General features: G+C 72.1%; 22 protein-coding genes. 11 read left to right on the plus strand and 11 right to left on the minus strand.

Translation table 11 applies throughout. The annotated features are described in order from the left end of the window. The first annotated feature begins 92 nt into the window (after positions 1-92). The gene (locus IO24_RS0128045) at positions 93-1,274 is read left to right on the plus strand and encodes a threonine aldolase family protein (protein ID WP_031140275.1); all 1,182 of its coding nucleotides are present in this window, start codon (positions 93-95) and stop codon (positions 1,272-1,274) included. Here the strand turns inward: IO24_RS0128045 and IO24_RS0128050 are convergent. After that, positions 1,267-1,470 (minus strand): hypothetical protein, encoded by a 204-nt coding sequence (locus IO24_RS0128050; RefSeq protein ID WP_031140277.1) that lies wholly within the window; start codon positions 1,468-1,470, stop codon positions 1,267-1,269. The genes IO24_RS0128045 and IO24_RS0128050 overlap by 8 nt on opposite strands. A 159-nt stretch (positions 1,471-1,629) precedes the next feature. On the opposite strand from IO24_RS0128050, the gene IO24_RS0128055 reads away from it, so the two are divergent. Next, positions 1,630-2,736: a DUF5937 family protein gene (locus tag IO24_RS0128055; RefSeq protein WP_031140279.1), complete on the plus strand. Its 1,107-nt coding sequence runs from the start codon at positions 1,630-1,632 to the stop codon at positions 2,734-2,736. Positions 2,737-2,754: 18 nt separating this feature from the next. Here IO24_RS0128055 and IO24_RS0128060 read toward each other — a convergent pair whose 3' ends face one another. Then, positions 2,755-3,423, minus strand: a complete 669-nt coding sequence (locus tag IO24_RS0128060) for a response regulator (RefSeq protein ID WP_031140281.1) — start codon at positions 3,421-3,423, stop codon at positions 2,755-2,757. 54 nt (positions 3,424-3,477) lie between these two features. Continuing rightward, positions 3,478-4,671, minus strand: a complete 1,194-nt coding sequence (locus IO24_RS0128065; protein ID WP_031140283.1) for a sensor histidine kinase — start codon at positions 4,669-4,671, stop codon at positions 3,478-3,480. A gap of 117 nt (positions 4,672-4,788) precedes the next feature. Between IO24_RS0128065 and IO24_RS0128070 the strand changes: the two genes are divergently transcribed. Next, positions 4,789-5,790 carry an SAM-dependent methyltransferase gene (locus IO24_RS0128070; protein ID WP_031140285.1) on the plus strand — a complete coding sequence of 334 codons (1,002 nt, stop codon included), beginning with the start codon at positions 4,789-4,791 and terminating at the stop codon, positions 5,788-5,790. Positions 5,791-5,794: 4 nt separating this feature from the next. Here the strand turns inward: IO24_RS0128070 and IO24_RS0128075 are convergent, their stop codons facing one another. Beyond that, positions 5,795-6,946, minus strand: coding sequence for an NADH-quinone oxidoreductase subunit D (locus IO24_RS0128075; RefSeq protein ID WP_031140287.1), 1,152 nt, complete (start codon positions 6,944-6,946; stop codon positions 5,795-5,797). Between the two features lie 31 nt (positions 6,947-6,977). On the opposite strand from IO24_RS0128075, the gene IO24_RS0128080 reads away from it, so the two are divergent. Both IO24_RS0128080 and IO24_RS0128085 read left to right on the plus strand, forming a co-directional pair. Continuing rightward, positions 6,978-7,508: a PH domain-containing protein gene (locus tag IO24_RS0128080; protein ID WP_031140289.1), complete on the plus strand. Its 531-nt coding sequence runs from the start codon at positions 6,978-6,980 to the stop codon at positions 7,506-7,508. Next, positions 7,505-8,839 carry a PH domain-containing protein gene (locus IO24_RS0128085; protein WP_031140291.1) on the plus strand — a complete coding sequence of 445 codons (1,335 nt, stop codon included), beginning with the start codon at positions 7,505-7,507 and terminating at the stop codon, positions 8,837-8,839. The genes IO24_RS0128080 and IO24_RS0128085 overlap by 4 nt, the downstream gene beginning before the upstream one ends. 59 nt (positions 8,840-8,898) lie before the next feature. Here the strand turns inward: IO24_RS0128085 and IO24_RS0128090 are convergent, their stop codons facing one another. Together IO24_RS0128090 and IO24_RS0128095 are read right to left on the minus strand one after the other, a co-directional pair. Then, positions 8,899-10,119 (minus strand): hypothetical protein, encoded by a 1,221-nt coding sequence (locus tag IO24_RS0128090; RefSeq protein WP_167551641.1) that lies wholly within the window; start codon positions 10,117-10,119, stop codon positions 8,899-8,901. A gap of 135 nt (positions 10,120-10,254) precedes the next feature. Next, a complete protein-coding gene (locus IO24_RS0128095; protein ID WP_031140296.1) occupies positions 10,255-11,373 on the minus strand; it encodes an alpha/beta hydrolase in 1,119 nt (372 codons plus the stop codon). Positions 11,374-11,606: 233 nt separating this feature from the next. Between IO24_RS0128095 and IO24_RS0128100 the strand changes: the two genes are divergently transcribed. The 6 genes from IO24_RS0128100 (at position 11,607) to IO24_RS0128125 (ending at position 16,659) form a co-directional block, all read left to right on the plus strand. Then, the gene (locus IO24_RS0128100; RefSeq protein WP_031140298.1) at positions 11,607-13,442 is read left to right on the plus strand and encodes a phosphatidylglycerol lysyltransferase domain-containing protein; all 1,836 of its coding nucleotides are present in this window, start codon (positions 11,607-11,609) and stop codon (positions 13,440-13,442) included. Between the two features lie 73 nt (positions 13,443-13,515). Beyond that, the gene (gene folP / locus IO24_RS0128105) at positions 13,516-14,406 is read left to right on the plus strand and encodes a dihydropteroate synthase (RefSeq protein ID WP_078899399.1); all 891 of its coding nucleotides are present in this window, start codon (positions 13,516-13,518) and stop codon (positions 14,404-14,406) included. Beyond that, positions 14,403-14,909, plus strand: coding sequence for a nuclear transport factor 2 family protein (locus tag IO24_RS0128110; RefSeq protein ID WP_031140301.1), 507 nt, complete (start codon positions 14,403-14,405; stop codon positions 14,907-14,909). The genes folP and IO24_RS0128110 overlap by 4 nt, the downstream gene beginning before the upstream one ends. A 235-nt stretch (positions 14,910-15,144) precedes the next feature. After that, on the plus strand, positions 15,145-15,504 hold the full coding sequence (gene folB, locus IO24_RS0128115; RefSeq protein ID WP_031140303.1) for a dihydroneopterin aldolase: 360 nt from the start codon (positions 15,145-15,147) through the stop codon (positions 15,502-15,504). Then, complete coding sequence (folK, locus tag IO24_RS0128120; RefSeq protein WP_031140305.1) at positions 15,501-16,112, plus strand: 2-amino-4-hydroxy-6-hydroxymethyldihydropteridine diphosphokinase; 612 nt, start codon at positions 15,501-15,503, stop codon at positions 16,110-16,112. Before folB ends, folK begins: the two co-directional genes overlap by 4 nt. Positions 16,113-16,170: 58 nt before the next feature. Next, entirely contained in the window at positions 16,171-16,659 is a 489-nt protein-coding gene (locus tag IO24_RS0128125) for a DUF3180 domain-containing protein (protein ID WP_031140306.1), read from the plus strand. A 12-nt stretch (positions 16,660-16,671) separates the two neighbouring features. On the opposite strand, the gene folE is transcribed toward IO24_RS0128125, so the two are convergent. The 5 genes from folE to IO24_RS0128150 all read right to left on the minus strand — a co-directional run bounded on the left by folE (position 16,672) and on the right by IO24_RS0128150 (position 22,623). Then, positions 16,672-17,277, minus strand: a complete 606-nt coding sequence (folE, locus tag IO24_RS0128130; RefSeq protein WP_031140308.1) for a GTP cyclohydrolase I FolE — start codon at positions 17,275-17,277, stop codon at positions 16,672-16,674. 109 nt (positions 17,278-17,386) lie between these two features. After that, complete coding sequence (ftsH, locus tag IO24_RS0128135; protein ID WP_031140310.1) at positions 17,387-19,426, minus strand: ATP-dependent zinc metalloprotease FtsH; 2,040 nt, start codon at positions 19,424-19,426, stop codon at positions 17,387-17,389. A 186-nt stretch (positions 19,427-19,612) separates the two neighbouring features. Then, on the minus strand, positions 19,613-20,173 hold the full coding sequence (gene hpt, locus IO24_RS0128140; RefSeq protein WP_030845937.1) for a hypoxanthine phosphoribosyltransferase: 561 nt from the start codon (positions 20,171-20,173) through the stop codon (positions 19,613-19,615). A gap of 61 nt (positions 20,174-20,234) precedes the next feature. Beyond that, a complete protein-coding gene (gene tilS, locus IO24_RS0128145) occupies positions 20,235-21,299 on the minus strand; it encodes a tRNA lysidine(34) synthetase TilS (protein ID WP_031140313.1) in 1,065 nt (354 codons plus the stop codon). A gap of 196 nt (positions 21,300-21,495) precedes the next feature. After that, positions 21,496-22,623 (minus strand): zinc-dependent metalloprotease, encoded by a 1,128-nt coding sequence (locus IO24_RS0128150; RefSeq protein WP_031140315.1) that lies wholly within the window; start codon positions 22,621-22,623, stop codon positions 21,496-21,498. Between the last annotated feature and the right edge of the window lie 54 nt (positions 22,624-22,677).

Consider the following 22,677-nt stretch of genomic DNA (forward strand, 5'->3'; position numbering starts at 1 on the left):
CGTTCCCGTGCGGCGCTCCCGTGCGGCGCTCCCGGAAGGGCTTACCGAAATGCGGGTGCCCCGGCGCACGCGCGCGGGGGAGGATCCGGGGCATGACCGATACGGCGGAACACGACGACCAGGTGACGGACGACGCCCCGGGCGCACGGCTGCATGAGCGACGGCCGGCCGCCCACCGCAACGCACGGCGGGTGCTCTCGCGCTTCTGCTTCCACCGGACCCTCCGGGAGCGTCTGGCCGTGCTGGAGGAGGCGGCGGACCTCCACGACCTGGACGAGCTGTCCGACGTGTACGGCGACGGCATCGTCGAGGCGCTGGAGTCGAAGGTCGCCGGGCTGCTCGGCACCGAGGCCGCCGCGTTCTTCCCGACGGGCACGATGGCCCAGCAGGTGGCCCTGCGCTGCTGGGCGGGCCGCACCGGGAACGCGACCGTCGCCCTGCACGCGCTCAGCCATCCCGAGGTGCACGAGCGGAACGCGTTCAGCGAGGTCGGCGGCCTGCGCCCGGTGCGGCTGACGAGCGAGCCGCGGCTGCCGACCGCCGCCGAGGTGCGCGACTTCGCCGAGCCCTTCGGGGCGCTGATGCTGGAACTGCCCCTCAGGGACGCCGGTTACGTGCTGCCCGCCTGGGAGGAGCTCACCGAGGTCGTGGAGGCCGCGCGGGAACGGGACGCGGTGGTGCACTTCGACGGGGCCCGCCTGTGGGAGTCCACCGTCCACTTCGGCCGGCCCCTGGAGGAGATCGCGAGCCTCGCCGACAGCGTCTACGTGTCGTTCTACAAGTCCCTGGAGGCGTTCGGCGGCGCGGCGCTGGCGGGTCCGACGGAGCTCGTCGAGGAGGCGAAGACCTGGCGGCACCGGTACGGCGGGATGGTCTTCCAGCAGTTCCCGACGGTGCTGTCGGCGCTGGTGGGGCTGGAGCGGCAACTGCCCCGGCTGCCGGAGTACGTGGCCCACGCGCGCGTGGTGGCCGCCGCCCTGCGCGACGGTTTCGCGGCGGCCGGGGTGCCGTGGGTGCGCGTGCACCCGGAGGTGCCGCACACCCACGACTTCCAGGTGTGGCTGCCGTTCGAGCCGGACGTCCTCACGGAGACGGCGGCACGGACGGCGGAGGAGACGGGGGTCGTGCTGTTCGGCGGCTCCTGGGACCGGGGCGGCCCCGGGCTGGCGTCCACGGAGGTGCATGTGCGGGCCGAAGCGCTGGAGTGGACCGCCGAGGACGTGAAGGCGGCGGCGGCCGAGTTCGTGGCCCGGCTGCCGGAGCAGGTCAGGTAGGGCGCCGCCGCCACCTGCCGAGGGCGTCCCGGAGGCGGCGCCGGGCCGGGCGGCCGGCGAGGACCGCGCGGAACCGCCGTTCGTCGCGCCATTCCCGTACGGCCTGCCGGTCGTGGGTGCCGGGCGCGGGCGGGGCGGGCTCGCCCAGGGACCGGGCGCGGTAGCTGTCGAGGAGGTACTGCTGCGTGATGCTCATGGTGAATCGCCTCTGGGGGACGGGGTGATGGAGGTCCGAAGGCTCCGCGGCTGCCCCGGTGGTCCTACCGTGCGGCCGTGCCGGGGACGGCGTCGCGTCGATTGACGAGGCCTGTCAATCGACGCAGGCGTGGTCTGTGGCGAGGTGCACCATGAGGTCATGAGCGTGCACATCGACATCGGCGGGCTGCGACCGGAGAGGGTCGCCGTCGTGCCCTCGCCCCTGGCCGAGCTCGGCATGGCGTTGCACGCGCTGTCCGAGCCGGCGCACCATCCGGGTTTGCAGGGCTGGGTGACGGGCGTGACGGCCCGGCTCGACCCGCATCTGGCCGACCGGATGTGCGAGGCGGACTTCCTGTGGCGGACGACGTTCTCGGACCTGTTCCTGCCCTGGGCGGGCCTGCCGGACCGGCGCACCCCGCCGGGCGCGACCCTCGCTGAGGAGCTGGACCAGCTCGACAAGCTGTCCGACGAGCAGTTCGTGGACGCGGCACTGGAGTTCACCTGTGCCGTCGGCTACGGCGAGTGCGGGCCGACGGCGCTGTCCGACCCGCGGACGCGCCGCCGGGCACTGGACCTGGCCGCCGCGCGCGGACCGCAGCAGCTGCGCTTCGGTGAGCGGCTGCTGGCCGACCCGCCCCGGATCCGGGCCTGGTTGCGGCAGTTCCTGCGGGACTGCGACGAGGCGTTCTTCGCGGAGGCCTGGTCCCGGCTGCGCCACCAGCTCGCGGCGGACGCCCGGCACAAGACGGACCTGCTGCGGCGCAAGGGCCTGGCCGAGGCGCTGGCCGCGGTGTCCCCGGCCCTCACGCTCGACGAGGCCGCCGCCCGGATCACGGTCGACAAGCTGGGCGACGGCCGTACGGCCACGGGCGACGGCGGCCTGCTGCTCGTCCCGACCAGCCTCGGCTGGCCGCATCTGATGGTCCTGCACCGGTACGGCTGGCAGCCGGTGCTGCACTACCCGGTCGGCTCCCCGGAGCTCGCCGCACCGCAGACGCTGGAGCAGCTGGCCATGCGGATGACCGCGCTGTCCCACCCGGTCCGGATGCGCATGTGCCGCCATCTGGCCCGCAGCGCGCACACCACCAGCGAGCTGGCGCAGGTGCACGGCATGACGGCCCCGGAGATATCCCGGCACCTGGCCGTGCTGAAGAAGGCGGGCCTGATCACCACCCGCCGCCGCGGCCGCTACGTCCTGCACCAGCTGGACGTGACGGTGGTGGCCCGGCTCGGCAGCGAGTTCCTGGAAGGGATTCTCAGGTAGCCGGCCCGGGCGTACGGGTCAGCCGTGCCCGCCGGCCCGCACCAGCCCCGTCTCGTAGGCCAGCACCACGACCTGCACCCGGTCCCGGAGACCGAGCTTGGTCAGGATGCGGCCCACGTGCGTCTTCACGGTCGCCTCCGACAGCACCAGCCGCGCCGCGATCTCACCGTTGGACAGGCCCTGCGCGACCAGCATCATGACCTCGCGCTCGCGCTCGGTGAGCCGCTCCAGCTCCTTGTGCCGGGGCTGCTGGGTGCCCGGCAGCATCGGTGCGAAGCGGTCCAGGAGCCGCCGGGTGGTGGAGGGCGCCACGACCGCGTCACCGCTGTGCACGGCCCTGATCGCGGCCAGCAGCTCGGCCGGCGGCACGTCCTTGAGCATGAAGCCGGAGGCGCCCGCCTTCAGACCGGAGAAGGCGTACTCGTCGAGGTCGAAGGTGGTCAGGATGAGCACCTTCGGCGGGTCGGTGTCCGCGCAGATCCGGCGGGTCGTCTCCACCCCGTCGAGCTTCGGCATGCGGACGTCCATCAGCACCACGTCGACCTCGCTCGTCCGCAGTTCCTGGAGGGCCTCGACGCCGTCGCCCGCCTCCGCCACGACCTCCATGTCCGGCTGGGCGGCGAGCACCATCCGGAACCCGGTGCGCAGCAGCACCTGGTCGTCGACGAGCATCACGCGGATCGTCATCGGGCCTCTTCCCTATCGGGGTCGTTACAGGTGTCAGTGGGGCGTGTGCCGGTGTCAGTGCGCGGGTTTGAGCGGCAGCAGGGCACTGATGCGGAATCCTCCGCCCGGGCGCGGGCCCGCGTCCAGGGTGCCGCCGACCATGCCGACCCGCTCGCGCATGCCGATCAGACCGTGGCCCTGGCCGTCGAACCCGCCCTCCTCGTACAGCTCGTGCGGGGCGCCCTTGCCGTCGTCCTCGACGAGCAGGCCGAGGCCGTCGTCGAAGTAGACGAGCCGGACGCTCGCGCCCGCGTTGGGCCCGCCGTGCTTGCGGGTGTTGGTGAGCGCCTCCTGCACGATGCGGTAGGCGGTGAGCTCGACGCCGCTGGGCAGTGGGCGGGGCGTGCCCTCGACCTTGAAGTCGACGGGCAGTCCGGAACCGCGGCACTGCTCGACGAGGTCCTCGATCTGCTGCACGTCGGGCTGCGGCACGTACTCGCCGGCCTCCTGGTGCTCGCCGGTACGCAGCACGCCGAGCAGGCGGCGCATCTCGGCGAGGGCCTGGCGGCCGGTGGAGGAGATGGTCTCCAGGGCCTTCTTCGCCTGGTCGGGCGCGGCGTCGAGGACGTAGGCGGCGCCGTCGGCCTGGACCACCATCACCGAGACGTTGTGCGCGACGACGTCGTGCAGCTCGCGTGCGATCCGGGCGCGCTCTGCGGCGACGGCGACCTTGGACTGCGCCTCGCGCTCCTTCTCCAGGCGGGCGGCCCGCTCCTCCAGCTGCGCGAAGTAGGCGCGGCGGGTGCGGATGGAGTCGCCGAGCACCCAGGCGAGGGCGAAGGGGACGGTCTGGAGGACCGCCAGGGCGATGTCGCCCGCGACACCCGTCTGCTCGTTCGACCAGCGCAGCTGCGCCAGCGGGGCCGCGCACAGGCCGGCGACCAGCGCGAAGCGGGAGGCCCAGCGGGCGCCTTCCGCCGCGACCGTGTAGACGATCACCAGCATGGCGAAGTCGGCGGGCAGGATCGCGACGTCGGTGACCAGCTGCGCCACGCCGACCGCGGCCGCCAGCAGCAGCATCCCCTCCGGCGTACGGCGGCGCAGCGCGACCACCAGGCTCAGCAGCAGCGTGATCGGAACGACAGCGGCCCAGGGGCCGATCTGCTCGCTCGCCGCCCCGCCCAGCATCGAAATCCCGAGGAGGACCACGGCCCAGAAGCCGTCGACCCACATCGGGTGCCTGCGGAGGAAGTCATAGAGGCGCTGCACGTAACCCAGCGTAGGGAAGCGGATAGGTGCAGGGGTCAACCGGAGGACCGATCCGCACCGGGTACGCATACTCCGCAAGGTGGAGTTGCGTTCGTTGTGTCCGCTTAGCCTGGCCCGGTGACGGCAGGAACGAGGGATGAGTGGCGCGAGTGGCGCGGGTGGCGTGCGGCGGCGCAGGACGCCTTGTACGCGCCGGGGGGCTTCTACCGGCGCGTGGAGGGGCCGGCTGGGCATTTCCGGACGTCCGTGCACGTGTCGCCCCTGTTCGCCGGGGCCGTGGCGCGGCTGCTGTGCCGGGTCGACGAGGCGCTGGGGCGGCCCGCGGTCCTGGACTTCGTCGACATGGCGGCCGGGCGTGGCGAACTGGCGGGCGGGGTGCTGGCCGCGCTCCCCGCCGACGTGGCGGCCCGCACGCGCGCGTGCGCCGTGGAGATCGCCGAGCGGCCCCCGGGGCTGGATCACCGGATCGAGTGGCTGCCCGCGCCCCCGGAGGGGACGACCGGGCTGCTGTTCGCCAACGAATGGCTGGACAACGTCCCCGTGGAGGTCGCGGAGGTGGACGCCGCGGGCGTCGCGCGGCGGGTGCTGGTGCGGGAGGACGGCACCGAGCGGCTCGGGGAGCCGGTGGACGGGGCGCAGGCGCGCTGGCTTCAGCGGTGGTGGCCGCTGCCCGGCGCGGAGGGGCTGCGGGCCGAGATCGGCCTGCCCAGGGACGAGGCCTGGGCCGCGGCGGTCGCGACGCTCCGGCGGGGGCTCGCCGTCGCCGTGGACTACGCGCACACGGTGGACACCCGGCCGCCGTTCGGGACGCTCACCGGCTTCCGTGAGGGCCGCGAGACCACACCCGTACCGGACGGCTCCTGCGACATCACCGCCCATGTGGCCCTGGACGCGTGCGCGCTGCCCGGCGGGCGCGTGCTCCCCCAGCGCGAGGCGCTGCGCACCCTGGGCGTGACGGGCGCACGCCCCCCGCTCACGCTGGCCTCCACCGACCCCGCCGCATACGTCCGCGCCCTCGCGAGCGCCGGGGCGTCCGCCGAGCTCACCGCGGCGGGCGGGCTGGGCGACTTCTGCTGGCTGGTGCAGCCGGCCGGGATCGCGGACCCGTTCCCGGAATGAGTTCCTACTTGTCGATGTCCCCGACCACGAAGAACATCGACCCCAGGATCGCCACCATGTCCGCGACCAGCGTCCCCGGCAGCAGCTCCGTCAGCGCCTGGATGTTGTTGTACGACGCCGAGCGCAGCTTCAGCCGGTACGGGGTCTTCTCGCCCTTGCTGACGAGGTAGTAGCCGTTGATGCCGAGGGGGTTCTCGGTCCACGCGTACGTGTGGCCCTCGGGTGCCTTCAGGACCTTCGGGAGCCGCTGGTTGACCGGCCCGGGCGGCAGCTCGGCCAGCCGGTCGAGACAGGCGTCGGCCAGGTCGAGCGCGTTGTGCGTCTGCTCCAGGAGGCACTCGAAGCGGGCGAGGCAGTCGCCCTCCTGCCGGGTGACCACCTTGAGGGTGTCCTGGAGGTCGCCGTAGGCGAGGTACGGCTCGTCCCGGCGCAGGTCGAAGTCGACGCCCGAGCCACGGCCGATCGGCCCGCTGACGCCGTACGCGTGCACGGCCTCCGGGGTGAGGACACCGACGTTCCTCGTGCGGCCGCGGAAGATCTCGTTGCCGAGCACCAGGTCGTCGAAGCGGTCCATGCGGGAGCGCACGTCGGCGACGGCAGTGCGCGCACGGGTGGTCCACCCGGCCGGGAGGTCCTCCTTGAGGCCGCCCACCCGGTTGAACATGTAGTGCATCCGCCCGCCGGAGACCTCCTCCATGACGTGCTGGAGCTCCTCGCGCTCCCGGAAGGCGTAGAAGATCGGCGTGATCCCGCCGAGTTCCAGCGGGTACGAGCCGAGGAACATCAGGTGGTTGAGCACCCGGTTCAGCTCGGCGAGCAGCGTGCGCAGCCACACCGCGCGCTCCGGGACCTCCATGCCGAGCATCCGCTCCACGGCGAGGACCACGCCCAGCTCGTTGGAGAACGCCGACAGCCAGTCGTGGCGGTTGGCGAGCATGATGATCTGGCGGTAGTCGCGCGCCTCGAACAGCTTCTCCGCGCCGCGGTGCATATAGCCGATCACCGGCTCGGCGTGCCTGATGCGCTCGCCGTCCAGGACGAGCTTCAGCCGCAGGACGCCGTGGGTGGACGGGTGCTGCGGCCCGATGTTGAGCACCATGTCGGTGCTTTCCGCGGCGCCGCCGATTCCGACCATGGTCTCCGTCGTAGGAGTCATGGACACAGTCTCTCCTACGTACGCTGGCCCCATGGATACGGGGAGTCCGCACGAGGCGGGGCCGGACGGGCCACAGGGCACGATCGAGGCGGCCGGGGACGAGCCGGTGTGGATCGCGCTGCCGCCCGGCCTGCTGAAGATGCGGCGGCTGCTGCTGGTGGTGTGGCTCGGGCTGATCGCCCTGGCCGCCGGGCTGGTGCCGGGGCTGCTGGCCGGGCCCGCCTGGGCCGCCTTCGCGCTGCCGCCGCTGGCGCTGATGGTCTGGGGCTGGGTGATGATCGAGCGCAACTGGCGTTCCTGGCGGTACGCCGAGCGCGCCGACGACCTGCTGATCAGCCGGGGCGTGCTGTGGCGCGAGGAGACGGTCGTGCCGTACGGGCGGATGCAGCTGGTCGAGGTCACGTCCGGGCCCGTCGAGCGGCACTTCGGGCTGGCCAGCGTGCAGCTGCACACGGCCGCCGCGGCCACCGACGCGACCATCCCCGGCCTGGACCCGGCCGAGGCGGAGCGGCTGCGGGACCGGCTCACCGAGCTGGGCGAGGCCCGATCGGCGGGGCTGTGACGGCGGACGGGGCCGCCGAGGCCTCGAAGGCCGCCCCCGAGGTCACCGAGCGGCGGCTGCATCCCGTCACACCGCTGCGCCGCGCCTGGGCGCCGGTCGCCGTACTCATCGGCTGGGCCGTGCACGATCCCGACGGGACGCAGCGCCATCTGACCCGGCTGACGACGACCACGCTGCTGATCGGCCTCGCCGTGCTCGTCCCGGCCGCCGCCCTCTACGGCTTCTGCTCCTGGTGGTTCACGCATTTCGCGGTGACCGAGTCCGAACTGCGCATCCGTACCGGGCTCGTCTTCCGGCGCACCGCGCACATCCGGCTGGAGCGGATCCAGGCCATCGACGTCACCCAGCCGCTGCTGGCCCGGGTCGCGGGCGTCTCCAAGCTGAAGATCGACGTCATAGGCACCGACAAGAAGGACGAACTGGCCTTCCTCGGCGCGGACGAGGCCCGGACGCTGCGGGCCGAACTGCTCGCCCGGGCGGCCGGTTTCGCACCCGAGACCGCGCACGAGGTCGGCGAGGCGCCGTCCCGGCAGCTGCTGCGGGTGCCGCCCGGCGTCCTCGCCCTGTCGCTGGTGCTGACGGGCGCGACCTGGGTGTCGGTGGCCGCGGCGCTCGTCGTCCCGCCGGTGCTGTGGCTGTTCACCCACAGCCTGTGGACGGTCCTCGCGGTCGCCCTGCCGCTGCTGGGTGCGGCGGGCGCGAGCAGCGTGGGGCGGTTCGTCGCCGAGTACGACTGGACGGTGGGCGAGTCGCCCGACGGCCTGCGCATCGACCACGGGCTGCTGGACCGGGCCCACGAGACGGTGCCGCCGGGGCGGGTCCAGACCGTGCGGATCGTGGAACCGCTGCTGTGGCGGCGGCGCGGCTGGGTGCGTGTGGAACTGGACGTGGCGGGCTCGTCCAACTCCGTGCTGGTGCCGGTCGCGCCGCGCGAGATCGCCGAGGACGTCGTCGCGCGTGTGCTGCCCGGGGTGAGCGTGCCGGGGCCCACGGCCCTGTCACCGGCGCCGCGCAGCGCCCGCTGGTGCGTGCCGCTGTGGTGGCGCGGGTACGGACTCGCCGTCACGGACGCGGTGTTCGCGTCCCGGTCCGGGCTGCTGCGGCGGAGCCTGGCGCTGGTGCCGCACGCCAAGGTGCAGAGCGTGCGGATGACGCAGGGGCCGTGGGAGCGGGCCCGGGGCGTCGCCGACGTGTGCGTGGACACGGGCGCGAACAAGACGGTGCGGGCCCGGCTGCGGGAGGCCGGTGAGGCGCGCGAGCTGCTGGCGGCGCAGGCGGAGCGCTCCCGGACGGGGCGCCGGGACGCGCGGCCGGACCGCTGGATGGCCTGACCGCCCCCACGCGGAGGGCCCCCCGGCCGTAGCCGGGGGGCCCTCCGTCGGAACACGCGTCAGGACACCGCGCTGCGCAGGCCCTGTATGTCGATCTGCTCCGTCTCGTCGTGCGCCGTCAGGTCGATGACCTGGCCGATACCGCGCGACTCCTCGTCGGCCGGCTTGTAGCGGGCCTCGGTCTCGGCCTTGTGCAGGGCGAGCGCCTCCTGGCCGACGACATCGGCGAGGTCCTCGTTCTGCACCGCCTCGAGGGCCGCCCGCGAGGTGCCCGCCTTCGCGCCGAAGAAGTCGAACCCGCCCTCGGCCAGCGGACGCCGCACCGGCGCCTGCGGCGCGACGGCCACGGCGGTCGGCACGGTGTAGTGACCGGAGAGCCGGCCCGCGGGCTGCTCGGCCCGCGCGGGCTCCGGCAGCTGACCGGCCACCCCGGCCGGAGCGGAGGTCTCGCCGCCCGGCACGGGGGTCTCGGCGGTCGCACGCTCGTGCCCGCCGACCGCCTCGGACTGCCCCTGCGCCTCGTCCTCCCCCGTCTGCTCCCGCTGCTCCGCCCGCTCCTGCTTCGGCTCCTTGGCGGGCTCCGCGTCCTCGCCCTTCGGTACGCCGTCACCGTCGCCGCCACCGTCCGGATCCGGGACCGTCTCACCGTCGAGCCGGGCGAGTGCGGCAGCGGCCCGCAGGAACAGCCGGGAACCCTCGGGCGAGAACACCGCGGGAACCGCGGGCTCCTCCTCGACGGCGAGAGCGGCCGGCGCCGCGGTCGGCTCCGGCGCACCGTCCGCCGCGTCCGACGCCCCCGCCGGCAGCGCGGCCCGGACCGGAACCGTCGCCTCTATCTCGAGCACGCGGCGTTCCTCGAGGACGCTCGCGCGTTCGGTCTCCGACGTGGCGTACCGGCGCAGCAGCGCGGCGTGCTCGTTGCGCAGCCCGGCCAGTTCCGTGCGCTTGGCGCGCAGCCGCTGCTCCAGCTTGCCGCGCAGCTCGCGCGACTCCTCGAGGTCGGCCTCCAGTTCGGCGACCCGCTCCTCGAAGCGCCACTCGTCGCTCGCCCGCGCGCGCGTGAGGTCGGCGACGCGCTTGCCCGCCTGGGTGTCCCAACGGCGCAGCACGACCGCGCCGATGACCGCCGTCGCCGCGGCGGCCGCGGCCAGACCGCGGAGCACCATCGGCTCCGTGAACACCCAGGGCCCCAGGGCGCAGACGAGGGAGACGCCTGCGATCGCCGACGGGGGGAGCATCCTGTGCAGGGGCGGGGAATGGCGGTGACGTCCACGTGGCATGGCCAGAAACTTACCGCGCGTAGGCGAATCTTGGTGACCCACCCCGCAAAAACAAAGCCACACCGAAACGTTCACACGGCATCAGAACTCGGGAAGAACCGGAATCGGCCGCTCATCCAATTCCCAAGATCGTTTTCAACGGCCGCTCAGCCGCCCGCTCATCCACTCCAGCGCCGCCGGAATCTCGCGCCGCCAGGTGTTGAAGTTGTGCCCGCCGCTTTCGAGGATGATCGAGGAGATCCCCGTCCGCCCGTTGGCCTTCACCCGCTCTATGAACCTCAGCGTGTCCTTGTAGTTGGTCTCGCCCCGCTTGCTGCTGCTGACCAGCAGGGACGTATCGGGAGCGGGCATGCGGGCGAGGTACCACCACAGGTCGGCGCGATTCCGCAGCGCCTTGTCACCCTGGAAGAGATCGCCTGTCGTGGCGTCGATCGGCGCCTTGTAGTAGGCGGACAGCCCCGCCCCGGCGGCGTACACATCGGGATGGTGCAGGGCGATCTTCAACGCGCAGTAGCCGCCCGTGGAGTTGCCGATGATGCCCAGACCGCCCGGCTTTTCGGCCACCCTGTAGTGCGTGCGCAACGCGTCGGGGAGATCCTTCGCGAAGAACGACTCGGTCTGCGGACCGCCCGGGATGTCGACGCACTCCGTGTCCCGGGGCGGCGCCACCGTGGGCCGCAGCATCACCAGGATCATCGGCTTCGCCCGGCCCGCCCGGGCCAGTTCCAGAGCCGTACGCGGATAGTGGAGCTTCTCCACCAGCGCCGACGCCGTACCCGGGTAGCCGGTCAGCACGACGGCCGTGGGAAACCTGTGGGTGCGGTACCGCGACTGGAAGTACTCCGGCGGCAGATAGACGTACGCGGGTGTGGCGATGCGGGTCGTACGGCCCACGATGTCGACCTGCTGGACCCGGCCGCCGGCCCGGGGCAGCGCACCGCCCGCCCCCGGCACCCGGCGCGAGCCGACCACCTCCAGCGGGCCGCCGCCAGGCGTGTGGTCGACGACCACGCCCTGTCCCTTCTCCTGCCCGAGCAGGTCCGCCCAGCTCGCGTAGAAGCCGAAGGCCTGGTTGGCGGCGAGGCCCACCGCGGCGAACAGCGCCAGCTGGGTGCCCAGCAACAGGCCGACACGCCCGCCCACCGCACACCAGCTCCGCCGGGCCAGCCGTGGCCACAGCCAGACCGTGCCGGCGAACAGCAGCACGGCGGACAGCACCGCCAGCGCCAGCACCTTGTTACTCGTCAGACCCATGGGTTGGTTACCTGTCCGCGCTCTCCGTCCGGGCACGCCCCGCGATCACACCTTCGCAAGGGCTTGTCCCGGACTTTCCTCGGCCTTTGAAACAGCTTTGACATGGGGAGTGAACCTCTCCCCCTGAGACACCGTCCTAGAGGGCGCAATGTCGCCGGATGCCCGAATCGGCACCGGAATCAAGGTCTCTCGCAGAACTACGGGATGCGATGTCTGTCAGGACAGATGAGGAAATGTCGGGCGAGGTTCCGCGTCGCAGCAGCGACGCGGCCCGTCCGGGCCGGGCGAGCCGGATACTGCGCGGGCCACGCCCCGAGGCCGTCCCTGTCCTCGTCGGCAGAGCCTGCGCCCTGGTGGGCGTCCTGGACATCGCCGCGGGCGTCTTCCCCCGCTTCCGGCACAGCCGGATGCACGCCATCGCCGAGGTCCTGCCCGGCGCGCTCGGCCCGTTCGCGGCCGCCCTGTCCCTCAGCACCGGCGTGCTGTTGCTGCTGCTCGCCCACGGCCTCAAGCGCGGCAAACGCCGGGCCTGGCGGGCCGCGGTGGCACTCCTGCCCGCCGGGGCCGTCGCGCAGTTCACCTACCGGCACTCGCTGGTGGGCGTACTGATCTCCCTGGCCCTGCTGGCCCCCCTGCTGCGCCACCGCGACCAGTTCGACGCCCTGCCCGATCCGCGCAGCCGCTGGCGGGCCGTCGCCAACTTCGTGCTCATGAGCGCCGGTTCGCTCCTGCTCGGGCTGCTCATCGTCAGCGTCCACGGCGAGCGCATCGTCGGCGACCCGAGCCTCGCCGACCGCATCACCCACGTCATCTACGGCCTGTTCGGCTTCGAGGGTCCGGTCGACTACCAGGGCACCACCTCCTGGACCGTCGCCTTCTCCCTCGGCGCCCTCGGCCTGCTCACCGCCGTCACCACGATCTACCTGGCCTTCCGCCCCGAACACCCGGCCGCACAGCTCACCGAGGAGGACGAGACCCGGCTGCGCGCCCTGCTGGACAAGCACGGACGCCGCGACTCCCTCGGCCACTTCGCCCTGCGCCGCGACAAGGCCGTCGTCTTCTCCCCCAGCGGCAAGGCGGCGGTCACCTACCGGGTCGTCTCCGGCGTGATGCTCGCCAGCGGCGACCCGATCGGCGACGTCGAGGCCTGGCCCGGCGCCATCGAACGGTTCATGGACGAGGCCAAGGCCCACTCCTGGACCCCCGCCGTCATGGGCTGCTCCGAGACCGGCGGTGAGGTGTGGACCCGCGAGACCGGGCTCGACGCCCTCGAACTGGGCGACGAGGCGGTGGTGGACGTCGCGGATTTCTCCCTCGCCGGCCGCGCGATGCGCAACGTGCGCCAGATGGTCAAACGCATCGAGCGCGCCGGTTACGAGACCCGGGTACGACGTGTCCGTGACCTCGGCGAGGCCGAGCTGGAGCGCATCCGGCGGGCCGCCGACGACTGGCGCGGCACCGACACCGAACGCGGCTTCTCCATGGCACTGGGCCGCGTCGGCGACCCCGCCGACGGCGACTGCCTCATCGCCACCGCCCACAAGCAGGACGACCACCCCGGCCCCTACGGCGACCTGAAGGCGATCCTGCACTTCGTGCCGTGGGGCACCGACGGCGTCTCCCTGGACCTGATGCGCCGCGACCGCTCGGCCGACCCCGGCATGAACGAACTGCTCATCGTGGCCGCCCTCCAGGCCGCCCCCAGGCTCGGCATCGAGCGGGTCTCCCTGAACTTCGCCATGTTCCGCGCGGCGCTCGCCCGCGGCGAGAAGATCGGCGCCGGGCCGGTGCTGCGCGCCTGGCGCGGACTGCTGGTCTTCCTCTCCCGCTGGTTCCAGATCGAGTCCCTGTACAAGTTCAACGCCAAGTTCCAGCCTCGCTGGGAGCCGCGCTTCGTCGTCTACCGCGCCTCCGCCGACCTGCCCCGCATCGGTTTCGCCGCCATGCAGGCCGAGGGCTTCGTCAACCTCGCCCTGCCCCTGCCGCGCTTCCTGCGCCGCCGGCGCCTGACCACCCATCGCCCGTGCGCCCACGCCGGCACGGCGGAACGGGACGTCCGGGCGGCGTGACCCGGCCCCTCCCGCGGGGCCGCCGCCCGGGCCGCAGCGCCTGACGGCCCCCGCCGGGGCCTACGCTGAACATATGAGCAACCAGAGCGGACGCGGGCGCGTGGCGGGCCTACCGGAACGGGACCGCTGCGCGGTCATGGGAGTCGTGAACGTCACCCCCGACTCCTTCTCCGACGGCGGCCGCTTCTTCGACACCACGGCCGCCGTCAAACGCGGCCTCGACCTGGTCACCGAGGGCGCGGACCTGGTCGACGTCGGCGGCGAGTCCACCCGCCCCGGCGCCACCCGGGTCGACGAGGCCGAGGAACTGCGCCGCGTCGTCCCCGTCGTCCGCGGCCTGGCCTCGGAGGGCGTCACGGTCTCCGTCGACACCATGCGCGCCTCCGTCGCCGAACGGGCCCTCGCGGCCGGTGCCGCCCTCGTCAACGACGTCAGCGGCGGTCTCGCCGACCCCCGTATGATCCCGGCCGTCGCCGACGCCGGAGCCCCCTTCGTCGTCATGCACTGGCGCGGCTTCCTCCAGGGCGGCAACGTCAGAGGCGAGTACGCCGACGTCGTCACCGAAGTCGTCGACGAGCTCCACGCCCGCGTGGAAGCCGTCCTGGCCGGGGGCATCGCCCCCGACCGCGTCATCGTCGACCCCGGTCTCGGCTTCTCCAAGGACGCCGAGCACGACCTCGCCCTCCTCGCGGGCCTCGACCGGGTTCTCGCCCTCGGCCACCCGCTGCTCGTCGCCGCCTCCCGCAAGCGCTTCCTCGGCCGGGTCCTCGCCGGCCCCGACGGCCCGCCACCGCCCGCACGCGAACGCGACGCGGCCACCGCCGCCGTCTCCGCGCTCGCGGCGCACGCCGGCGCATGGGCGGTCCGCGTCCACGAGGTGCGCGCCACGGCGGACGCGGTCCGGGTCGCCCGCGCCATCGCGGGCGCGCGCGGCACGCGCACCGGCGCAGAAGGAGTCCGGTGAGCGCCCCGCACACCGACGTCGAGCAGGTCGAGGCCGCCAACACCGCCTTCTACGAGGCGCTGGAACAGGGCGACTTCGAGGAACTGGCGTCGCTCTGGCTGACCCCCGCCGACCTGGGCGTCGACGAGTCGTACCACGACCCGGCCGACACCGGCGTGGTCTCCTGCGTCCACCCCGGCTGGCCCGTCCTCACCGGCCGCGGCGAAGTCCTCCGGTCCTACGCGCTGATCATGGCGAACACCGACTACATCCAGTTCTTCCTCACCGACGTGCACGTCTCCGTCACCGGCGACACCGCCCTGGTCAACTGCACCGAGAACATCCTCAGCGGCGGCCCCGCCCCGGAAGAAGCCGGCGAGGAGCTCGGCCCGCTCGTCGGGCAGCTCGTGGTCGCCACCAACGTGTTCCGGCGCACGTCCCAGGGGTGGAAACTCTGGTCGCACCACGCTTCGCCCGTCCTCGCCGAAACCGACGACGACGAGCAGGACGACACCCCCGCCTGAGTGGGTAGGCGGCAGGAAGTGGTTGGAATCACGGGCGCCCGGGTAGGGGCGGCTACCAGCCTGTGCACCGACGGGTTCCCCGGGGGAAACGCCGGATGAATCCTGCCGGGCCCGGCGAAAGCCCCCACCCGTGGCCCGGCCCCGTCCGTGCTCGCAGGTAGATTCGACCGAGGCCGGTACGCCGACCGCACACGGCGCCGACCGGCTCTGACCGACGATTGCAGGAGTGATTCGCGTGGATCGTGTCGCGCTGCGCGGCCTGAAGGCCCGCGGGCACCACGGCGTGTTCCCCCAGGAACGCGAGGAGGGCCAGACCTTCATCGTGGACGTCGTCCTCGGCCTGGACACCCGGCCGGCCGCGGCCGACGACGACCTGGCGAAGACCGTGCACTACGGCATCGTGGCGGAGGAGGTCGTGGCCCTCGTCCAGGGCGATCCCGTCGACCTCGTCGAGACGCTCGCCGAACGCATCGCCCAGGCCTGTCTGCAGCACGAGGGAGTGCAGGAGGTCGAGGTCTGCGTCCACAAGCCGGACGCCCCGATCACCGTCCCCTTCGACGACGTGACCGTCACCATCACCCGGAGCCGAGCATGACCGCGCCCTTCATCAAGGGTCCCAGCGACCCGACCGTACAGCCGGTACCCGCCTCCGTCGTCGAGAAGGTCGACGCCGCCGACACGACCCTGTCCAACCCCAAACGGGCCGTGGTCGCCCTCGGCTCCAACCTCGGCAACCGCCTGGAGACACTGCAGGGAGCCATCGACGCCCTCGAGGACACGCCGGGCGTCCGCATCAAGGGCGTCTCCCCCGTCTACGAGACCGAGCCCTGGGGCGTGGACCCCGGCAGCCAGCCCGCCTACTTCAACGCCGTCGTGGTCCTCAAGACCACCCTCCCGCCCGCCTCGCTCCTGGAGCGCGCGCACGCGGTCGAGGAGGCCTTCCACCGCGTCCGGGACGAGCACTGGGGCCCCCGCACCCTCGACGTCGACATCGTCTCCTACGCCGATGTCGTCTCCGACGACCCGCAGCTCACCCTCCCCCACCCCCGCGCCCACGAACGCGCCTTCGTCCTGGCCCCCTGGCACGACCTGGACCCCGAGGCCCAGCTGCCCGGCCGCGGCCCGGTCGCCGGTCTGCTGGACACCGTCACCCGGGACGGTGTGGCGCCCCGCAAGGACCTGGAACTCCGGCTGCCCGAATAGCCGTTAAGGTCAAGACGGCCGCGAACCGGCCGGAAGCCGGGGGAACCGAAGGGACACCGTGAGAGAGCTGCGTATCAGGGTGCTGGCCGGCGTCTTCGTCGTGGCCGGCATCCTGTCCTGGGCGGGCGCCCGCCTGTGGAACTCGGTCGGAACGCTCCCCAGCGTCCCCCTGGCCGCACCCGTCGTCCTGGCCGTGATCGCCGTGATCCTGCTGGCCACGGCGCTCTCGATCCGCGCCCGGCTCAAGGCCCAGCGCGAGCGCCGCCCCGAGGCCAAGGGCGTCGACCCCCTCATGGCGGCCCGCGCGGTCGTCTTCGGCCACGCCAGCGCCCTGGTCGCCGCCCTCGTCGCCGGCATGTACGGCGGCACCGGCGTCTTCCTCCTGGAATCCCTCGACATCCCCGCCCGCCGCGACCAGGCCATCTACGCGGGCCTGTCCGTCCTCGCGGGCATCGGCGTCATAGCGGCAGCGATCTTCCTGGAGCGCGTCTGCAAGCTCCCGGAGGACGACGAGAACGACGGCACGGGCGCGGCGCCGACGGTGTGAGGCAGGGCGGCGTCAGCGGGCCATGATGAGGCTCATCGCCTCGTTCCGCGTCGCCATGTCCCGCAGCTGGCCCCGCACGGCCGACGTCAGCGTCTTGGCGCCCGGCTTGCGGATCCCGCGCATCGACATGCACATGTGCTCGCACTCCACGACGACGATGACCCCGCGCGGCTCCAGAATCTCCATCAGGGAGTCCGCGATCTGCGTGGTGAGACGTTCCTGCACCTGCGGGCGGCGGGCGTAGACGTCCACGAGCCGGGCCAGCTTGGACAGCCCGGTGATCTTGCCGCTGGTGGACGGGATGTATCCGACGTGAGCGACGCCCCTGAACGGCACCAGATGATGCTCACACGTCGAGTACACCTCAATGTCCTTGACCAGCACCATCTCGTCGTGCCCGATGTCGAACGTCGTCGTCAGCACGTCCTCGGGCTGCTGCCACAGCCCCGCGAATATCTCCTTGTACGCCCGCGCCACGCGCGACGGCGTCTCGCGGAGGCCCTCGCGGTCCGGGTCCTCGCCGACCGCGATCAGGAGTTCGCGCACGGCGTTCTCGGCGCGCTTCTCGTCGAACTCGCCGATCGTGCCCTCGCCGTCCAACGTCACGGGGTCGGTCATCTGTGCCTCGTTCCTGTGTCCCTCATGGCGGAAAAGCCGCGCCCCCCAGGCTAAAACCTGGGGGGCGCGGCATCCATTCCGGGGCCGAGGGGCCACCGCAAGAGCTCGGTCAGCTCTCGGGGCGGTCCTCCGGGGTCCGCTCGGGCGCCGGGGCGGGCTCCGCCGCGGCGCTCTTCGCGGTGGTGATGGCCGGCGTAGCGCCGTTCGCCCCGTTCGTCAGGGCCAGCTCCTTGGGGGAGAGGACCGGCGGGCGGGTGGACGGCGTACGGCGGGAGGAGCCGGTCCAGGCGGGCCTGGGCGGACGCTTGACGATCGGGGCGAAGATCTCCGCGATCTGCTCCTTGCCCAGCGTCTCCTTCTCCAGCAGCTGCAGCACGAGGTTGTCGAGGACGTCGCGGTTCTCGACCAGGATCTCCCAGGCCTCGTTGTGCGCGGTCTCGATGAGCTTCTTGACCTCTTCGTCCACGAGCGCGGCGACCTCTTCCGAGTAGTCGCGCTGGTGAGACATCTCACGGCCGAGGAAGGGCTCGGTGTTGTCGCCGCCGAACTTGATCGCGCCGAGACGCTCGGTCATGCCGTACTGCGTGACCATCGCGCGGGCCAGACCGGTGGCCTTCTCGATGTCGTTGGCGGCACCCGTGGTCGGGTCGTGGAAGACGAGCTCCTCGGCCGCGCGGCCGCCCAGCATGTAAGCCAGCTGGTCCAGCATCTCGTTGCGCGTGGTCGAGTACTTGTCCTCGTCCGGCAGCACCATCGTGTAGCCGAGGGCACGGCCTCTCGACAGGATCGTGATCTTGTGGACGGGGTCGGAGTTCGGCGAGGCCGCCGCGACCAGGGCGTGTCCGCCCTCGTGGTACGCGGTGATCTTCTTCTCCTTGTCCGACATGATCCGGGTCCGCTTCTGCGGGCCCGCGACCACACGGTCGATCGCCTCGTCCAGCATGTGGTTGTCGATCAGCTTCTTGTCGCTGCGGGCCGTCAGCAGGGCGGCCTCGTTCAGCACGTTGGCCAGATCGGCACCCGTCATGCCGGGCGTACGGCGGGCCATGGCGCCCAGGTCGACGTCGGGCGCGACCGGCTTGCCCTTCTGGTGGACCTTGAGGATCTCCAGACGGCCCTGCATGTCCGGGCGGTCGACGGCGATCTGCCGGTCGAAACGGCCGGGGCGCAGCAGCGCCGGGTCGAGGATGTCGGGCCGGTTCGTCGCGGCGATGAGGATCACGCCGCCCTTGACGTCGAAGCCGTCCATCTCGACGAGGAGCTGGTTCAGGGTCTGCTCGCGCTCGTCGTGACCGCCGCCGAGGCCGGCGCCGCGGTGGCGGCCGACCGCGTCGATCTCGTCGACGAAGACGATCGCCGGGGCGTTCGCCTTGGCCTGCTCGAACAGGTCACGGACCCGGGAGGCACCGACACCGACGAACATCTCGACGAAGTCGGAACCGGAGATCGAGTAGAAGGGGACGCCCGCCTCGCCCGCGACGGCACGCGCGAGCAGGGTCTTGCCGGTGCCGGGAGGCCCGTAGAGCAGGACGCCCTTGGGAATCTTGGCGCCGACGGCCTGGAACTTGGCCGGCTCCTGGAGGAACTCCTTGATCTCGTGGAGCTCCTCGACTGCCTCGTCGGACCCGGCGACGTCGGAGAAGGTCGTCTTGGGGGTGTCCTTGGTGATGAGCTTCGCCTTGGACTTCCCGAAGTTCATGACCCGGGAGCCGCCGCCCTGCATCTGATTCATCAGGAACAGGAACACGACCACGATCAGCACGAAGGGCAGCAGCGAGAGCAGGATGCCGACGAACGGGTTCTGCTTGGACGGCGAAACCGTGTAGCCGTCCGGGATCTGCTTGTCCTGGTACTTGTTCTGCAGCGTGTTGGCGAGGTCAACGCCTTGGGTGCCGATGTAGCTCGCCTGGATCTTCGAGCTGTCCTCGACCTTTACGCCGTCCTTGAGCGTGACCTTGATGATCGATTCGTCACCGGTGGTCAGCTTGGCCGACTCGACCTTGTTCTGGTTGATCGCCTGGACGACCTGGCCGGTGTCCACCGTCTTGTAGCCGCCGGACGAGCCGACGACCTGCATCAACACGACCACGGCAAGGACGGCCAGCACGATCCACATGACCGGCCCACGGAAGTATCGCTTCACGTCCATCCATACGGAGCGGTGCCGCCCCGTCCCTCCTGCCATAGTGAGTTTGATAAAGACTGTTCTTCGGACGGTACCCCAGCATTGTCACCTGAAGCCGCGTGGGACAGCTGGCGATCCGCCTACGCCTGCTCCAACGGCGGGGAGCCCGCTGGGGTTCCCGATCACCGTCACGGCACGACCGGCCGGGTTTCAGCCGCCGTACACGTGGGGCGCGAGCGTACCGACGAACGGGAGGTTGCGGTACTTCTCGGCGTAGTCGAGGCCGTAGCCCACGACGAATTCGTTGGGGATGTCGAAGCCGACCCATTCCACGTCGATGGCCACCTTCGCGGCCTCGGGCTTGCGCAGCAGCGTGCACACCTTGAGGGAGGCGGGCTCGCGCGAGCCGAGGTTGGAGAGCAGCCAGGACAGGGTCAGGCCGGAGTCGATGATGTCCTCGACGATCAGGACGTGCTTGCCCTTGATGTCGGTGTCGAGGTCCTTGAGGATCCGCACCACACCGGAGGACTGGGTGCCCGCCCCGTACGAGGATACGGCCATCCAGTCCATGGTGACGGGGGTGGACAGCGCCCGGGCGAGGTCGGCCATGACCATCACCGCGCCCTTGAGGACTCCGACGATCAGCAGGTCCTTGCCCGCGTACTCCGCGTCGATCTTCGCGGCCAGCTCGGCCAGCTTGGCGTCGATCTCTTCCTTGGTGATGAGCACCTTCTCGAGGTCGGCACCCATGTCTTTCGCGTCCACCCGCATCACTTTCGGTCGTCCAACCGGCCGATCGGCCCCTCCGCCGGCTGCGGGGAGGGGTCGTGGTTCAGCCTTGCCGAATCACCAGTCTGCCACCCTGGCGCCGGGCCACGACTTTGCCGGGGAGATTGATGGCTCCCTGACCGCGCCAACCGGTGATCAGCCGGTCGACTTCCTCGATGTGTCGGGCGAACAGCGATCCGGCGGGCGCACCGGCCGCGATGGCGGCCCGGCGCAGGATGCGGCGGCGTACGGCGGGCGGCAGGGCGTAGAGCTTGGCGCACTCCAGAAGTCCGGCGGCGTCACGGACGGTGGCCTCGGCCTGGCCGGCCCAGGAGTCGAGGGCGTCGGCGTCGTCGCGGGAGAGCCGGGCCGTACGGGCGAGGGCCTCGACGACGCCTTTGCCGAGGGCCTTCTCCAGCGCGGGCAGGCCCTCGTGGCGCAGCCGGGAGCGGGTGTAGGCCGGGTCGGCGTTGTGGGGGTCGTCCCAGACGGGCAGGGACTGGACCATGCATGCCTTGCGGGCGGTCTGCCGGTCGAGTTCCAGGAAGGGGCGGCGGTAACGGCCGCCGGCCCCCGAGACCGCGGCCATGCCGGACAGGGAGCGGATGCCGGAGCCCCGGGCGAGGCCGAGCAGGACGGTTTCGGCCTGGTCGTCGCGGGTATGGCCGAGCAGCACCGCGGCGGCGCCGTGGCGTTCGGCCGCGGTGTCGAGGGCGGCGTAGCGGGCGTCGCGGGCGGCGGCTTCGGGTCCGCCGGCGCGGCCGACGGTGACGGCGACGGAGTCGACGGGGTCGAGGCCGAGTTCGCGCATGCGCTGGACGACCTCCTCGGCGCGGGCGTCGGAGCCGGGCTGGAGGCCGTGGTCGACGGTGACGCCGCCGGCTCTGATGCCGAGCTTGGGGGATTCGAAGGCGAGGGCGGAGGCCAGGGCCATCGAGTCGGCGCCGCCGGAGCACGCCACGAGCACGAGCGGCGGGGACGGGGGCACCGCCTTGGTCGAGCGGAGCATAGAGCTCGGGGCAGGCTCGTGCGGGACCGCGGCAGGGGCGCGGTGGTGCTCGGTGAGGAGGTCGTGGAGGACGCGGCGGACCGCCAGGCGTATCGCCGCGACCGCAGGATGGGGACCCATGTCCGGTTCCCTTCATGAAGTTTTCGGGGGGTGAGCCCGCGTGTCGGTCACGCAGAGTGTGTAGATGGTGACAGAACCGGGCCGTTCCCCGAGCATTGCACGCCTACCCCTGCCTCACGGTCCCTCGGACGGGTGATTACAGGGGCGTTCGCCTGCCGTCGGCCGGTTTCCTTTCACGACCCTCCCGCGATGTTCACTACTCGGCCCTGCGATGCACCCGCGCGACCCAGTCCGCCGGTTTGGCGATCTCCGACTTGGTGGGGAGGGTGTTGGGCGAGGTCCACACGCGGTTGAAGCCGTCCATGCCGACCTCGTCGACGACGGCCCGCACGAAGCGTTCGCCGTCCCGGTACTGGCGGAGCTTGGCGTCCAGGCCGAGCAGCTTGCGCAGGGCCAGGTCCAGGCGGGAGGCGCCCTTGGCGCGGCGCTGCTGGAACTTCTCGCGGATCTCGCCGACGGACGGCACGACGGACGGGCCGACGCCGTCCATCACGAAGTCGGCGTGCCCCTCCAGCAGCGACATCACGGCCGTGAGGCGGCCGAGGATCTCGCGCTGGGCGGGGGTCTGGACGATCTCGACGAGGGAGCGCCCCCCGTCGTCCTCCTCGGCCTCGGGACGGCCTCCGGCGAGGGTCTGGGCGGCTTCCCGGACGCGTTCCAGGACGGTCATGGGGTCGACGTCGGTCTCCGCCAGGAACGACTGGATTTCACCCTCAAGGTGGTCCCGCAGCCAGGGAACGGCGGTGAACTGCGTGCGGTGCGTCTCTTCGTGCAGGCACACCCAGAGCCTGAAGTCGTGCGGGTCGACGTCGAGTTCGCGCTCCACGTGGACGATGTTGGGGGCGACGAGCAGCAGCCGGCCGCCGCCGTTCTGCCCGGAGGGGAGTTCGCGGGTGGCCGGTGCGAAGGTCTCGTACTGGCCGAGGACGCGGGAGGCCAGGAAGGACAGCAGCATGCCCAGTTCGACGCCGGTGACCTTGCCGCCGACGGCGCTCATCACCGATCCGCCGGGGGTGTCGCCGCGCCGTTCCTGCATCTTGTCGAGCAGGGGCCGGAGGATCTCCCGGAACCCGGCGACGTTCGCACGGATCCAGCCCGGGCGGTCGACCACCAGGACGGGGGTGTCGTGGCCCTCCTCGGTGCCCAGAAGGGTGAATCCGCGGACGTGTTCCTCCGAGGCCCTGGCATGCCTGCGCAGCTCCGCGACGACGGCCCGGGCCTCGTCGCGACTGACCTCCGGGCCCGGCCGCACGAGCCGGGTCGCGGTCGCGACCGCGAGGTTCCAGTCGACCATGCCGGTTGAAGCACCACCGATGCTCGTCATGCGTCAACCGTACGTGAGCGCCGCCCGCTGGGGCAGGGCGGCGAGGGCCGGGTG

This window comes from Streptomyces flavovariabilis (assembly GCF_000725785.1).
Lineage (GTDB): Bacteria > Actinomycetota > Actinomycetes > Streptomycetales > Streptomycetaceae > Streptomyces > Streptomyces hawaiiensis.

Coding starts and splice junctions, on each gene's coding strand:
- IO24_RS0128045 (WP_031140275.1), top strand. CDS start 93: ATGACCGATACGGCGGAACACGACGACCAGGTGACGGACGACGCCCCG.
- IO24_RS0128050 (WP_031140277.1), bottom strand. CDS start 1,470: ATGAGCATCACGCAGCAGTACCTCCTCGACAGCTACCGCGCCCGGTCC.
- IO24_RS0128055 (WP_031140279.1), top strand. CDS start 1,630: ATGAGCGTGCACATCGACATCGGCGGGCTGCGACCGGAGAGGGTCGCC.
- IO24_RS0128060 (WP_031140281.1), bottom strand. CDS start 3,423: ATGACGATCCGCGTGATGCTCGTCGACGACCAGGTGCTGCTGCGCACC.
- IO24_RS0128075 (WP_031140287.1), bottom strand. CDS start 6,946: ATGACTCCTACGACGGAGACCATGGTCGGAATCGGCGGCGCCGCGGAA.
- IO24_RS0128080 (WP_031140289.1), top strand. CDS start 6,978: ATGGATACGGGGAGTCCGCACGAGGCGGGGCCGGACGGGCCACAGGGC.
- IO24_RS0128090 (WP_167551641.1), bottom strand. CDS start 10,119: ATGCCACGTGGACGTCACCGCCATTCCCCGCCCCTGCACAGGATGCTC.
- IO24_RS0128095 (WP_031140296.1), bottom strand. CDS start 11,373: ATGGGTCTGACGAGTAACAAGGTGCTGGCGCTGGCGGTGCTGTCCGCC.
- IO24_RS0128100 (WP_031140298.1), top strand. CDS start 11,607: ATGTCGGGCGAGGTTCCGCGTCGCAGCAGCGACGCGGCCCGTCCGGGC.
- folP (WP_078899399.1), top strand. CDS start 13,516: ATGAGCAACCAGAGCGGACGCGGGCGCGTGGCGGGCCTACCGGAACGG.
- folK (WP_031140305.1), top strand. CDS start 15,501: ATGACCGCGCCCTTCATCAAGGGTCCCAGCGACCCGACCGTACAGCCG.
- folE (WP_031140308.1), bottom strand. CDS start 17,277: ATGACCGACCCCGTGACGTTGGACGGCGAGGGCACGATCGGCGAGTTC.
- ftsH (WP_031140310.1), bottom strand. CDS start 19,426: ATGGACGTGAAGCGATACTTCCGTGGGCCGGTCATGTGGATCGTGCTG.
- hpt (WP_030845937.1), bottom strand. CDS start 20,173: ATGCGGGTGGACGCGAAAGACATGGGTGCCGACCTCGAGAAGGTGCTC.
- tilS (WP_031140313.1), bottom strand. CDS start 21,299: ATGGGTCCCCATCCTGCGGTCGCGGCGATACGCCTGGCGGTCCGCCGC.
- IO24_RS0128150 (WP_031140315.1), bottom strand. CDS start 22,623: ATGACGAGCATCGGTGGTGCTTCAACCGGCATGGTCGACTGGAACCTC.